Source organism: Corynebacterium sp. HMSC063A05 (assembly GCF_001809695.1).
Taxonomy (GTDB): domain Bacteria; phylum Actinomycetota; class Actinomycetes; order Mycobacteriales; family Mycobacteriaceae; genus Corynebacterium; species Corynebacterium amycolatum.
In genome coordinates this window covers 60354-74044 of record NZ_KV798502.1, presented here as the reverse complement: position 1 = coordinate 74044, position 13691 = coordinate 60354, and the positions used below count along the sequence as shown (strand labels likewise).

The 13691-nt window shown below is 59.4% G+C and carries 14 protein-coding genes; 7 read left to right on the top strand and 7 right to left on the bottom strand.

The features are described 5' to 3' along the window. Positions 1-32 precede the first annotated feature (32 nt). Genes HMPREF2651_RS06100 through HMPREF2651_RS06090 form a run of 3 tightly spaced genes read right to left on the bottom strand, consistent with a single transcriptional unit; the run spans position 33 to position 2045 of the window. On the bottom strand, positions 33-458 hold the full coding sequence (locus HMPREF2651_RS06100) for a DUF6802 family protein (protein ID WP_038626919.1): 426 nt from the start codon (positions 456-458) through the stop codon (positions 33-35). Between the two features lie 34 nt (positions 459-492). Beyond that, a complete protein-coding gene (locus tag HMPREF2651_RS06095) occupies positions 493-1521 on the bottom strand; it encodes a hypothetical protein (RefSeq protein WP_049181818.1) in 1029 nt (342 codons plus the stop codon). Continuing rightward, positions 1503-2045: a hypothetical protein gene (locus HMPREF2651_RS06090; protein ID WP_038626924.1), complete on the bottom strand. Its 543-nt coding sequence runs from the start codon at positions 2043-2045 to the stop codon at positions 1503-1505. Before HMPREF2651_RS06090 ends, HMPREF2651_RS06095 begins: the two co-directional genes overlap by 19 nt. A gap of 326 nt (positions 2046-2371) precedes the next feature. Between HMPREF2651_RS06090 and trmB the strand changes: the two genes are divergently transcribed. From trmB to HMPREF2651_RS06055, 7 genes are all read left to right on the top strand, one after another. Beyond that, on the top strand, positions 2372-3220 hold the full coding sequence (trmB, locus tag HMPREF2651_RS06085; RefSeq protein ID WP_246817338.1) for a tRNA (guanosine(46)-N7)-methyltransferase TrmB: 849 nt from the start codon (positions 2372-2374) through the stop codon (positions 3218-3220). A gap of 4 nt (positions 3221-3224) precedes the next feature. Continuing rightward, complete coding sequence (locus tag HMPREF2651_RS06080) at positions 3225-3908, top strand: NYN domain-containing protein (RefSeq protein ID WP_049181819.1); 684 nt, start codon at positions 3225-3227, stop codon at positions 3906-3908. A 47-nt stretch (positions 3909-3955) separates the two neighbouring features. Continuing rightward, a complete protein-coding gene (locus tag HMPREF2651_RS06075; protein ID WP_065422990.1) occupies positions 3956-4999 on the top strand; it encodes a lysylphosphatidylglycerol synthase transmembrane domain-containing protein in 1044 nt (347 codons plus the stop codon). A 62-nt stretch (positions 5000-5061) separates the two neighbouring features. Next, complete coding sequence (locus tag HMPREF2651_RS06070; protein ID WP_049181823.1) at positions 5062-5433, top strand: DUF3054 domain-containing protein; 372 nt, start codon at positions 5062-5064, stop codon at positions 5431-5433. Positions 5434-5520: 87 nt separating this feature from the next. Then, positions 5521-7047, top strand: a complete 1527-nt coding sequence (locus HMPREF2651_RS06065; RefSeq protein ID WP_049181825.1) for a peptide MFS transporter — start codon at positions 5521-5523, stop codon at positions 7045-7047. Positions 7048-7278: 231 nt separating this feature from the next. Continuing rightward, positions 7279-7548: an ACT domain-containing protein gene (locus HMPREF2651_RS06060; RefSeq protein ID WP_016421638.1), complete on the top strand. Its 270-nt coding sequence runs from the start codon at positions 7279-7281 to the stop codon at positions 7546-7548. 14 nt (positions 7549-7562) lie between these two features. Continuing rightward, the gene (locus tag HMPREF2651_RS06055) at positions 7563-8927 is read left to right on the top strand and encodes a PFL family protein (protein WP_049181826.1); all 1365 of its coding nucleotides are present in this window, start codon (positions 7563-7565) and stop codon (positions 8925-8927) included. Between the two features lie 18 nt (positions 8928-8945). On the opposite strand, the gene HMPREF2651_RS06050 is transcribed toward HMPREF2651_RS06055, so the two are convergent. The 4 genes from HMPREF2651_RS06050 to HMPREF2651_RS06035 form a co-directional block, all read right to left on the bottom strand. After that, complete coding sequence (locus tag HMPREF2651_RS06050; protein ID WP_038626941.1) at positions 8946-9503, bottom strand: TM2 domain-containing protein; 558 nt, start codon at positions 9501-9503, stop codon at positions 8946-8948. Between the two features lie 219 nt (positions 9504-9722). Continuing rightward, positions 9723-10649, bottom strand: a complete 927-nt coding sequence (locus HMPREF2651_RS06045) for a cutinase family protein (RefSeq protein ID WP_070429907.1) — start codon at positions 10647-10649, stop codon at positions 9723-9725. Between the two features lie 5 nt (positions 10650-10654). Continuing rightward, positions 10655-11137, bottom strand: coding sequence for a DUF732 domain-containing protein (locus HMPREF2651_RS06040; protein WP_224786618.1), 483 nt, complete (start codon positions 11135-11137; stop codon positions 10655-10657). Positions 11138-11180: 43 nt separating this feature from the next. Beyond that, positions 11181-13292, bottom strand: a complete 2112-nt coding sequence (locus tag HMPREF2651_RS06035) for an alpha/beta hydrolase-fold protein (RefSeq protein WP_049181833.1) — start codon at positions 13290-13292, stop codon at positions 11181-11183. Between the last annotated feature and the right edge of the window lie 399 nt (positions 13293-13691).

The window sequence follows — 13691 nt, the reverse complement described above, 5'->3', positions numbered from 1 at the left end:
GGGTACCCCCGCGCGCAGTGGTTCCAAAGTCGTTAGTCCCAGCTGCCCCGAGCGGATTGTTCCCATGAGTACGCATCCCACTTCCCCGCGACTGATGCCGGTTCCACCGCTGCTCCGCCCATCGCGTCAGCAGCCCTCACATCATCACTGCTCCAAGACTCCCAAGTGCCGTCAAAACGGACCGTCGTAACGTGATCCACCGTGCCGTCACCGTCCAGATCTGAATAGATTGACAACCCGGAATCGTCGGCAAGCGTGATTGACCCCTCGTCGTCGCCGAGGTCGTAGAGCTGCCCATCGACCTCCACAACCAGCCCGGCGCCACCAACGTCCGCCGACTGCCCATCAATCGGTGTCGCCGCCTCCAAACCACACGGAGTAGCGAGCGAACGCGCCTCCACCCCGCCATCGGACGCGGGTTGATCGGAAAAGTACTGCAGTAAAGAAAACTCATCCATCGTGATATCCCCCTATTTCTCTTCGCTGTCACAGCTATCGTGCAGGCGTTCCGGTGTACTCCGCCAGCTGCTCTATTCGCCATCCCGGACCCCGCGCACCAAGGGCCTCACGCACCGTCATCTCCACGGACTGTGTCCATCTTCGTCGCAGATGGGCAAGGTAATTTGCCCGCCACTGCGCGGTGCGTTGGCGTGCGTTACGACGAATCGTTGCGCCCACCGCCACCACCGCAACACCGAGGCCTATTGCAAGTGCGACCAGCTGCGCCGCAAGCGTCGGCACCCCAATCCACATCAGCAATCCGTGGACGATCCGCACTGCACCGACCGCCACGCCAAGCGATGCCACCGCCACCAGAGCGTCCATGGCATAACTGGGGCGCGCCGGGCTTGCTGGAGCGGGCACTGAGACTTCCACACGAAGGCCCAATTCGTCGCCACACCGCTGTTGCAGCCGCGTCGCTGCGACCTCGGCACGACCCTGAAGTTCCGCCTGATCACCTGCGGGGCCGTCAGCCACCTCCTGGAGTGCATCCCGCACTGCACTCTCAGCTGCCAACTGCATCTTCCGCTGCAATCGCGCCGCCGCCCCGGCTCCGCGCGATCGCTCCTGTGCCAGCTGAGCTCGCACATTTCGAGCCCGGCGCGCACTCAGTGTTTCCCCCGGGTTTCTGGGCGGGCCTTCTGCCAGCAGAACCAGGGTTCTGGCCATCCTCCCGTCCAGCGCTCCCATCGGGATTGTGCTGTCGATTTCCTGACGCCAGGCCTCGGCATACTCACCATTGCCAATCAGGCCAACTGCAACACGGCCGGTGGCTTGGCTAATGGCTGCAACCGTGCTGACGCACTCCCGCGTGGGCTGCACCTCGCTGTCTGCAACATAGAGCACCACGGCGCTGCGTTTATCCACAAACTCCAGGCGACGTGGCGGAGTCGCAGTATCAACAATCTGCGAGAAGTCCGCGCGGTCCGCTGTGTCCCCGGCTTTGGTGACAAGTAGCGGTGGCTGCTCCGGCCCCTCGGCCGAGACCGGGCGTGGCTCAACTACGTCCGGTGCTGCCATAACAGCTCCTCCAGGCTGTCTCTAGCAGCGGGAAAGGCCGCCGCAATCTCAGTCAACTGCACTGCGAGTAGCCCGTCATCATTGCGTGATCCGCCTTTCACACCGCGGCGTTCAGCAATCTTCCGTAACGCGGAGCTGAACAAAAAGGTGTGTTCAGCTGTCTCGTTTGTGGCGATGTCGCAATACTCGTCGGCAAGCGAATGGCGAATCGGTTGTTGCTCGATGACCAGCGCGACAGGGGCGGACAGCTTGTCGGCCAGCTCCTCGTGACATTGCGAAAACGCCTCGCGCACAGCGGTTTCGCGCACGCCCCTGCGCAATCGCGCGCAGATTATCGATGGCCGTTTCTCGCGCTCAAGCGCCTTGGCGACGCACACCTCCGCACCGCTCGTGTGTGTGGTGTCCGAGTGCGCGACCTGCCGTGCTGACAGCCAGTCCACCACAGCGGCGCGCAACGACGACGATGTAGATCCTGTTGACGGCTGTGTTGTTTCCGTGACGTCACTTGCGGAAATAAGGTCCATTCGGCCTAGTCCCCTCCCATAAATCCCCTGCGTGGTTTAGTTAAAAACCTGCGTAACCCCCCATACGGCCCGTGGGCCAGAATCCGCGCCCTGAAACACTGCGTTAGGCAGACCCCAAGCACCGCTTCAACCAACGAATAAGCGCGGCTTCGCGTTCAGCCTACAGCGGACCGCGGATTCGGCAAGTCGGCAAAACAACTTGCCTCGCCGTGCCGCCAGTTCGGGACGACGCGTCATCGTCAACCGAAGTGAAACCGCCAGGACAACAACAAAAATCCTAGGGGCAATGATTGGATAGTTGGCCGATGTCGTGGACAATAGGGAACGTGACTACTTCTGATTATTCTGAAAATATCGAACAGCCTGCGGTTTCGCAGGAATCTGAACCATTGCCAACTCACGGAGACGAGCAGGCGGAACAGCCGCATGAGCGCCAGCCGAAGAAGGGCGAATTGCCTGCAGGTCGTCCGGAAAAGACCCAATTCGACGACGGTCTTGACTACCCGCGCATCGGCAATCTGTCCTTCCGCCGCGGCACTTTGACCCCCAACCAGGAAAAAATCTGGGAAGACAACTGGGACACTTACGGCAAGGTCCTCTCCGACGAAGTCATCGACGTGGAGGAATGGTTCGGCCGCAAGGGCCCGACCATCGTCGAGATTGGGTGCGGCACCGGCACGTCCACCGTGGCTATGGCTCCGCAAGAACCGGACCACAACATCATCGCAGTTGAGCTTTACCGCCCTGGCCTCGCGAAACTGCTCTCTGCCACCGTGCGCAATGAGGTGTCGAACATCCGCATGGTCCGCGGCGACGGCGTCGAGGTTTTGCAGCGCATGATCGAGCCGGAGTCGCTGGCCGGCGTGCGCCTGTTCTTCCCGGACCCGTGGCCGAAGGCACGCCATCACAAGCGCCGCATTGTGCAGTCCGGCACGTTGCGCCTGATCTCTTCGCGTCTGAAGCCCGGCGGCATTTTCCACGCCGCCACCGACCACGCGGACTACGCCGAGTGGATCGAAGAACTTCGCGATGTCGAGCCGACGCTCGAGCCCATCGCCTGGCCGTGGCCGGAATCCCCCATGCTTCTCGACCGACCGACGACCAAGTTCGAAGCCCGCGGCCTGGACCTCGACCACGACATCCACGAGTTCATCTGGCGCAAGAAAGAGGCATAGGAACATGAGCACTACCCAGAACACCTCTGCCAGCTACAACACCACCGAAACGCACCCCACCGCACTGCTCGTATGGGACGCCCCGAACTTGGACATGGGGCTCGGCGCTATCCTTGGATCCCGCCCGACCGCCGCACACCGCCCGCGCTTCGACGCCGTGGGCAAATGGCTTATCGACGAAGCCGAGCGCGTATCCAACAAAATCGGTTCCGATGTCCTCCCCGAGGCCACGGTATTCACCAACGTTAACCCGGGCTCTGCGGAGATTGTCCGCCCCTGGGTCGAGGCGCTGCGCAATGTCGGTTTCGCGGTCTTCGCAAAGCCGAAGATTGAAGAGGACACCGACGTTGACCCGGACATGATTGCGCACATCCAAAGGCGTTACGACGAAGGCGTGTTGCGCAGTGTCGTCGTTGCGTCCGCCGATGGCCAGAACTTCCAAGAGCTGCTGGAAAAGCTCGCATCCGAGGGGATTCCGGTAACCGTCATCGGTTTTCACGAGCATGCTTCCTGGGCGCTGGCCTCCGATGCGATTCGCTTCGTTGACCTGGAGGAAATCAAGGGCGTCTTCCGTGAGCCGCTACCCCGTATCGACCTCGACCGCCTACCGGATGGCGGTGCGTGGCTGCAGCCGTTCCGTCCGCTCACGTCGTTGCTCAAAGAGCGCGACGGTAAGAACGACGTCTAGGGAGACCACCGCCGCGACGAACAGGAAGACGAACAGGCTTCTTTTTTATGTCACGACTTAAAAATGTCCTCAAAACCGGCAATTCGAGCTGGCTACGATCGATAATCCTCGTACCCCTCGTGATTGTCGGTATCGTCCTGACGGTAAGAAACTGGGACAGTGTCGTCCAAGGGCTGCACATCCTTGCAGATGTTGACGCTAAGTGGCTGTTCATCTCCATTTTTTCCGTGGCTTTTTCGCTCTACGCGATGGCGGAAGTGATGCGTCTGCTGTTGCGAGCTGGAGGCGTAAAAGCAGCCACTCGCCGCAGCACCAATGCGTTAACCCTCGCATCCAACGCGTGGGCGGTCACCGTTCCCGGTGGTGCTGCATTTTCCACGGCGCTGCAGATTAAGCGCATGATGCAGTGGGGCGCATCCGCGGTCCTTGTCAGCTGGTTCGTGCTTTTTTCGGGTGCGTTGTCGTTTTTAGGTCTGGCATTTCTGGGGCTTGGCAGCCTCTTCTTCGTAGGGCAGGGCGGCACGACCGCAGTGCTCATCGCTATGGCAATTGTGGTGTTACTAGCCACCATTTTGCTGTGGCGGATTTCGCAGAACCCAGCTTTCCTCAACAAGGCGGGTGCATGGTGTCTACGTGTCTTTAACAAGATTCGAAAGAAGCCCGCAGACACCGATGTCGACCGACTTGAAGAGTCCATCAAACAGCTGACCAGCGTGAAGTTGCCCGTGCAAACTTTAGCTCTTTCCTTCACCTGGTCCTTTATCAACTGGGTCGCGGAAATTGTCTGTCTCTACGCCGCCATCCGGGCCGTTGGTGTCGATGACATCTCCGCTACGAAGGTGCTGCTGGCCTTCGTAACCGGCAAGCTCGCGGGTTTCATCCAGGCCACACCGGGCGGCATCGGCACTGTCGAGGCCGCTTTGACTGCGGCTCTCATCGCAGGCGGCACCACCGGCGCCGAGGCTTTTGCAGCGGTGCTGGTCTACCGCATCGTTTCCTTCGTCCTGGTGGCAATTGTGGGCTGGATTATCTACGCCCTCGGCTTCGACCACAAGGATCAGTCCGAGCATCAGCCTGTCGCTGACCGCTAATGGCTTCCTCGCCGCTGGTCGCTGGTCACCCACCGATCTGAGGGGTCGCTAGACTAAGAAGCATGAACACACGCGTATCGACGTTCTTGATTGACATCCTCGCCATCTTTATTTTCGCCGTGTTAGCGCGCCTGGCTCACAACACTCCCGAGGATCCTTTTACCTTCATCAATATCCTCGATACCTGGTGGCCGTTCGCAATCGGTGTCCTCCTGGGAACCGCGCTGACTAAGAATGAGCCGAACCCGCGTGCAGTGAGTTCAGGCGCAATTGTGTGGCTCGGTACTGTCGTCGTCGGCCTCGCTGTGTGGGCCACCCGCAATTCGGCAGTCCCGCACTGGTCCTTCATTCTGGTCGCCTCAGTCATGAGCGCCTTGCTGCTGCTGGGTTGGCGAGCAGCGTCGAATGCGGTTGCTCGTAAGTCTCTGGACTAAGCCTTCGGACCCGTTCCTAACCCTTCGGTTTAGTTCACTGACTAAATCTGGTTTTTAATTTTTGCGCTGCGCCTCGATAATTGAAGAATGGACAAATCTTCTGACGAGGCTCTCGGCAATCAACCAACTGCTGAGACCCAACGAAATCATAAGCCCGCAGGGTCCAGCGAAGAACGCACGTTCATGGGCCAACCGTGGGGTCTCGCCAACCTCTTCGGCATCGAAATGTGGGAGCGCTTCAGCTTCTACGGCATGCAGGCCATCCTGGCTTTCTACATGTACTACGAGACCACTCAGGGCGGTCTCGGCCTGGACAAGGGTGCTGCTACCTCCATCGTCGGTGCTTACGGCGGTCTTGTCTACATGGCCGCACTCGTTGCCTCTCTGGTTGCCGACCGTATCCTTGGCTCGGAGCGGACACTGTTCTACTCCGCCATCCTGGTCATGATTGGCCACATCTCCTTGGCATTCATCCCCGGCGTGATTGGCCTGGCTATTGGCCTTGTCTCCATCGCAATCGGCTCCGGCGGCGTGAAGACCAACGCACAGGTCGTGCTGGGTCAGCTCTACGCCAAGGACGACCCGCGTCGTGATGCCGGCTTCTCCATCTTTTACATGGGCGTCAATATCGGCGCCCTGTTCGGCCCACTGCTCACCGGCTGGATTTGGGGCATGAAGGGCTTCCACTGGGGCTTCGGCCTTGCCGCTATCGGTATGGCTGCCGGCCTGGTTCAGTACATCCTGATGCGCAAGTCCACCATCGCCGAGGCTGGCCATGAGATTCCGAACCCGCTGCCGAAGAAGCAGTACCCGGTATGGATTGGCATTGCAGTGATTATCACTGTTGTCTCGGTTACGCTGGTTTCCACCGGAATTGTTCCGGTCACTACTCTTTCCACTGTGGTCACAGTGATTGCACTGATCGCCGCTGTGGTGCTGTGGTGGCAGATGTACTCCTCGCCACTTACGACGAAATCGGAGAAGACTCGTCTGGTCGGCTTCATCCCGATGTTCGTCTCAGGCGTGCTGTTCTTCGGTATCTTCCAGCAGCAGTTCACGGTGCTGGCCATCTACTCAGATATCCGCCTCGACCGCGAGATCTTCGGTTGGGAAATGTCTCCAGCCTGGATTAACTCGATCAACCCAATCTTCATCATCGCCTTCTCGATGGTCTTTGCAGCCGCCTGGTCCAAGCTTGGTGACCGTCAGTGGTCCACCCCAGTCAAGTTCGGCGTCGCCAACATCATCATCGGTATCTCGCTGTTCTTCTTCATTCCATTCTCCGGTGGCGGTGAGAACTCCACTCCGCTGTATGCGATTATCTGGATTCTCTTCCTGTTCACCATGGGTGAGCTCATGCTGAGCCCGGTCGGCAACGCCCTTGCTACCAAGGTCGCTCCGGCAGCATTCCCGTCGCGCATGATGGCCGTCTGGCTGATGGCAGTCGCTATGGGTACTTCGCTGGCAGGCACCCTGGCTGGCTTCTACAACTACGAAGATGCCGCTGCTGAGAACACCTTCTTCATCACCCTGGGCATCGCCTCTGTTGTCCTGGGCCTGATTCTGCTCGCACTGCGCAAGTGGATTGTCAAGGAGTTCGTCGACGTCCGATAGGGCTGTAAGGCTGGCCCTCGCTCTGGCACAGCCCACGCCCACGCTCTCCCCTCCCCCCCCCACTTCACGACACCTATGTCACCTCATGCCACCTCCACAGCTGGCACAAGGTGCCACGGGTGTCGTGAAGTGTCTTCAGCGGTCCCCGAACATGCTTCGCCACAAACTTGCCACCAGCACGACCGCCATCCACAGATTTTCGCCACCTCCCCACCGGCTAAAATTGAGGCCATGTTTGCCATCATTACCGTCACCGGCGAGGATCACACCGGCATCATCGCCGCCGTCACCACTGCTCTGGCGGAGCAGGACGTCAACATCGTCGATGTTTCCCAGACCCTCATGGATAAATGGTTCACCATGATCCTGCGGGTGGAGTTCAACGAGAAGGCCACTCCCATCAGCACGCTGCAGGGTTACATGGATTCCGTCGGCAAGCGGGAGGGGCTTGTGATTCGAATCCAGTCTGAGGCGCTGTTCAACGCCGTCAACGAGATTTAAAGGGCGCGACCAGGATGGATTTCAACTTCGCGCAATCTAAGTTTCTCGACACCATTGACATGATCGAGAAGTACCGTCTGGATATCCGAACGGTCACCATGGGGATTTCCCTGCTCAAGTGCTCTCGCTCTGAAATGGAAGCCACCGCACAGGCGGTGTATGACCGCGTAACCAGGCAGGCCGCTCGCCTCGTGGAGGTCTGCGAGGGTATCGAGGCGGAGCTGGGCATTCCGATTGTCAATAAGCGCATCTCGGTCACACCAGTTTCCCTCATCACGGCCGGTTGCGAAGGCGACCCCACCGTGGTGGCCAAGGCGCTCGACCGCGCCGCCCGCGATTCGGGCGTGAACTTCCTCGGCGGCTACTCGGCGCTCGTCGAAAAGGGTGCGACGACCAGCGAGAAGCGGCTCATCGACTCCATTCCCCACGCTCTGAGCGAGACCGAATTGGTGTGCAGCTCGGTCAACGTAGCGTCGTCACGCGCGGGCATCAACATGGATGCAGTGCGTCGCATGGGCGAGGTGGTGAAGGAAGCCGCGGCGCAAACCGCTGACCGCAGCTCGATTGCCTGCGCCAAGCTGGTGGTTTTCGCCAATGCGGTGGGCGACAATCCGTTCATGGCCGGCGCGTTCCACGGCGTCGGGGAGCCCGATTGTGTCGTGTCCGTCGGCGTTTCGGGTCCGGGTGTGGTCGATCGCGCGCTCGGCGATCTGCAGGGCGCCAGCTTCAACGAAGTCGCCGAGGAGATCAAGAAGGCGGCGTTCAAGATTACCCGTACGGGTCAGCTGGTCGGCACGATGGCGTCGGAGCGGCTAGGCGTGCCTTTTGGCATCGTGGATCTCTCGCTCGCGCCGACCGCCGAGATGGGCGACTCCGTCGCTCACATCCTCGAGCACATGGGGTTGGAGCAGGTCGGCACGCACGGCACCACTGCCGCGCTGGCGCTGCTTAACGACGCCGTCAAGAAAGGCGGCCTGATGGCTTGTTCACGCGTCGGTGGACTGTCCGGGTCGTTCATCCCGGTCTCTGAGGACAAGGGCATGATTGATGCTGTTCGCGCGGGGTCGATCAGCATGGACAAGCTGGAGGCGATGACCTCTATTTGTTCGGTGGGCTTCGACATGATTGCGATTCCTGGTGACACGCCTGCGACCACGATTTCCGGCATGATTGCCGACGAGGCCGCCATCGGTGTGATGAACCACAAAACCACCGCCGCCCGCCTCATTCCGGTGCCGGGTACCAAGCCGGGCGATGAGGTGAACTTCGGTGGTCTGCTCGGATATGCGCCGGTCATTGATGTCAATGCCAAGGGCAATGCCGAGTTCATTGCCCGTGGCGGCTACATCCCCGCCCCGGTGCACGGGTTCAGGAACTAGCGGCTTCGGACGAGGCTCCTACGATTGCAGGCGGCGCCCATTAGCGTCATAGGCGTAGGAGCCACTACCGACGAGAATCAAAATGAACTCGATAAATGCCCAAATGCTGACGCCAATGATTAGGAAGAATCCGACCAGAAGGATAGCCGTAATCCAGCCGAATACCGTCAGTGCTAGTTGAATAGCACCACGCGAGTTGTGCCCCAGGTAGAAGTTGTGAACACCGAGGGTACCCAGGAAGAAGGCAAGCAGAGCCGCTGCAATCTTGGACTTATCCGAGACAGGAGCACCTGCGCCCCCGTAGCCCTGGTGCGGGTTTGGGCCACCGAAGCCAGCGGAATACGCCGGCGCCTGCTGGTTTGGGTAACCACTCTGATACGGGTTCGAGTACCCGTTGTGGAAATTGTGCTGGCTCGGGTCCTCATAGCCCTGCCCCATGTTCGGCTGCTGCTGTGGGTACGGATCCGAGTACGGCATACCGGAGCTGTAAGCACCCGAGCTGTCAGCGAACTTTCCCCGGGACCTCGGCATACCGTCTTCGTCGAAATCTCCATATGGGTTTGTCGGATTCGTCATTGCACCCTACCTTTTCGACTAGATTATCCGGTCATGAACAGCAGTTCCTTGGGCGATAATAACCGGTTCTGTCAGACTGCTTCCTGTAATTTTTGTCAATTTCTTTCGACACTTTAGCGAACCTGTTGTTTTGAAACGTTAAACACCAGTTCTTGAGCAAAATTCTAACAGCAAGTACCCGTCGAGGTCGGGCGCGTCTCGCACATTTTTGAGCTACCTCTACCGTCGCGCCAGCGATTGTTCAATCAGTTCGCGAGTCCAGCCCTCAGTCCAGGCCAGCGGAGTCGTCCCCGGAATTGCCACATCATTCGTGGCGTAGGTCGCATGCGCACCCGCGCCGGCAATCATCTCCTGCGCTCGCGCAATCGCATCAGCCACTGCCGGAGGAACATCACAGAAGGAATCCGATGGCACGCAGACATTCTGAACCTTGTCATTAAGAGGCCCAAAGCCGTCTCGTGGACCGCGCATCGTTGCGCCCGGAACCACAGCCTGCACAATGCCGCCAAGCGGCTGCAATGACAGCTCGACACCCACACCAGCCAGCGGAACGCCTTGGTTCACGCCCTGATTGGGGTCACGCCGCGGGTCGCCCAACAGGGCCACGCCCGCGATGCGCTCGGCCGGAACGACACCGCGACCATTGCCGATGTCAGAGGCCAAATCACCTGCAATAGCCGCACCCTGGGAGAAGCCCATCAGGACGAAGTCTGTCAGCGGGCACTGCCCGTGTAAGTCAGCCATTTCCTTAGCGGTGACATCGCGCCCGACTGCCTGCGAATCATCGTAAGTGAGTTGGTCGGGCAGCTGATGCGTCTTAATCTGTGCCGGGTACGGCGTAGTCCAGACCTTGACATCACCCTCCGAGTAGGACTGCGAAATCGAGTTCGTCAGGCCAAGCAGCAGCGAATGTGGGTTCGCGGTCGGGGCCATTGGGTCATCGTCAGCACGCGATTCCGCAGTTCCGGGCACCGCGATAACTTCTACCGCCGGGCACCACTCGGGCTGTTCGGCCAGAATCCCACCATCGTCGCCGGGGGTCGGTGGGGTTTGACCGCCTTGGTCGTCGTTAAGCCATTGCACTACGCCGAAGCCAATAGCGGCCACCAGCACAATGACCGCCAGAATTGTCAGCACTTTACGCATGAGTGCTAGCAATACGCCTTTTTAGCGGAGCTTGCAATAGTCTTCGCCACTTCTTCAGCGCTTTCCTGTGAGCGCCCCTGTGCGACCAGCTGTCCGGCAATCGCCAGCGCGATGACCTGACGCTCCTCCTCCGGTGCGTCTGCGCATGCCGCGCGACCTGTGCCGATGAGCTGATCCTCCACCCCAGCAACATCAATTCCCGCTTTTTCCAGCGCTTCGAGGTATGAATCGTCCGCCTCGCTGAGCTTCATCTGTCCATCGGGCGCTTCGTCCACGCGCTTAGCTTGGGGATCTGTGATCTCCGGCGCAGACTTTTCGCTCGACTTCGGCGCAGAAGTCTTCGTGCTTGACGACGTCGTGGAGGTCTTCGTAGTCGTCGACGAGGTGACCTCCGAAGACTCCACTGTGGAACTGCCACAGGCGGCCACTCCGAAGGTCAGCAGCGCAACAACTGTGGTTGTAGCCAGTGTCCGGAAGGACTTGTTCATGGACATTTGTCTATCCCTTATTCAGTGCCCTGCTTTGGTTAGCTTACTTGTCATCACCGTTGTCGGCGGCTGGGGCTGGCACTTCTGGCTTATTGCGCTCTTCAACAATCTTGCCGTTGAGCTGGCGAATCCAGCCACCCTCGAACTGCTGTTCAAGACCGCCGGCCTTGACTGGCTGCAGTGGGCCGACCGGGTAACCGAACGGGCCATTTTCGTAGCCAGTGCTGCCCCAGTGGTCAGTGATGTCGTTGGAGCGCACCGGCTGCGCACCAGTTTCCGGAGTCCAGTAAATGGCACCGTGCTCAAAGCGCTGGAAAGCGCCGCGAGCGAGCTTGACCTCGTCGCCGTCGATAGGCAGACCCAAATCGGACTCGGCGCCACCGAGCTCCTTGTAGACACGGCCGATTTCACCACGCACGATGCGAGGTTCTTCGCCGCCGATCTTGACGATGGTGCCACCCTGGAAGTCCTGGGCGACACCGCCCGGAATATCGCGGTGGTTGGCGACTGGGTAGCCCAGCGGACCGGTCTCGAAGCCGGCCTTGCCCCAGGCGTTCATAATGTCGCCGGTGACTTCGTGGGCTCCGCCTTCCGGAGTCCAGTAAATCGAGCCCTTTTCGAAGTGGACGAACCGTCCCGAGCCATCCGGCGTAGCCAATTCGTTGGTCACTGGGTAGCCGAGCGGCGAGGAGGGACCGCCGAGCTCGTTGTAACGCGAACCGATGCGCCCCCAGACCACATGTGCCCCGGAATCCGGGTGCCAGTAGGCAGTACCGCCGGTGAAGTCCTGAGCCACGCCATTCTTGGCGACACCATACTCATCCGACAGGCAGGTGCCGATTCCCGGCAGCGATGCGACGGCCTTTTCAATCTCGCCGCCTACACGGCAGACCGCGCCACGATCGGACTCCGGCAACTGGAGTGCATCGGCCAGCGTTGGCCAGGCCTGACTGACCTCGAATTGCCAGTACGGCCAGGTATGAGTACCCGAGCTCCGGAAGTTCACAACCGGCTCGACGCCCTTTTCACGAGCATTCCGGATGAAGGTCTCACTGGTCATACGGGAAAGCACTTCCAATGCGTAACCGGTCGGATTGTCCGGCTTCGTCGGATCAATCTGCGACGGCACGTCCCACTCACCGGTGTTGCCGTTACCCGCCGAGATGTACAGCGACATGCCCTTGAGCTTGTCGATGTTCAGCTTCGGATCATTGTCCTTCCAACGCTGCGAACCGAGCGGGCCCCACATCTTCGTCGCGTCATAGCCACCGGTGTTCTTCATCGCCAGAGCGATTGCCTGCGGCATGCCCGGCGAAGTCATGTCTAGGTAACCTGAGAGGCTACCGGCAAACTTCCACAGCTCCGGCGAGTGTGCTGCGACGTTGTAAGCACCGGTAGCTCCCATGGAGATACCGATAATGCCGCGTTCATCGTTGCCGCGGAAGCCGTTGGTGATAACCGGCACGAGCTCCTTAGTAATGAAGCTCTCCCACTTGTAGTTCTGACCGTTATCCGGCTGATCCCAGTCAGAGTAGAAGGACGATGTACCGCCGGCGGGCATAACCACCAGGACATTCTTGTCCTCGTAGAAGCGCTCGATATTAGTAGCGCGGATCCAACCGGAGTAGTCATCAAACGATGCCATACCGTCAAGGTGGTAGACGCTCGGGAATGTGCGCTCCTTGTCGCGGTACCAATCGCGCGGCAGCAAAATCTCAACCTGAATTGGCTTCTCCGGCATGGCAGCCGAGCGAATGTGCGCAATGACGTGGTGATCTGTGTACCACTCGACTTTGTCTACGCTGACTCCGCTGGGCAGGTTCGCCACTGCGGGAGTATCGACTTTAAATGGCGTACGCTCCGGCCCTGGCATCGGCTTCGGCATACCCAGGCCAGGTAGCTGCGCACCAGCAGCTTGCGCTGCTTCAGCGGCCTTAGCAAGGTCTCCCAGGTCTCCAGATTGAGCCAACTGCCCCTGAACGGCCTGAAGTTCCTCGTAGCTAGGCAGACCTGGCTGAGCTGGCTCGGGAGCCGCCACTGCAGCAGGGGCACCGAGAGCGAGAGTCAACGGTAGTGCCAAAAGTGCGGTCAACGCCCGCGATGACTTCCGGCTGTTGCCGAGGCCACCACGGAGGAATCTAGCGGTTACGCGCATAAGAGGGCTTCCCTTTACAAAGTCGCTGGTTGAAATTATTTGAGACATTGAGTGTTGCACCGGCGCCGATTAGGCACCTGCAGATAGCATCACGCGGCGCTAGAGCTATGCGTTTACCGTTCCGCTTCTCAGAATTACGTGGTGACCAGCAACGTATCCGAAGGTTCCCCTCCTCCGGCGTTCCGCTGCAAGAAGAATCTCACACACGTTCTGCGAAACAAACGGTATAGCTACCTGAATAGCTTCACCCTTTACTTTAAGGTTCGACTCTCATGTTTACCCTCTTACGGGTAAAAACCGTGGAGACACACGCAAAAGGAACTGAATTCACGTTATAGCAGCATGAAATTTCTGCCGTACAAAAAAGACCAACCCCGAGTACGGGATTGGTCTTTTCTC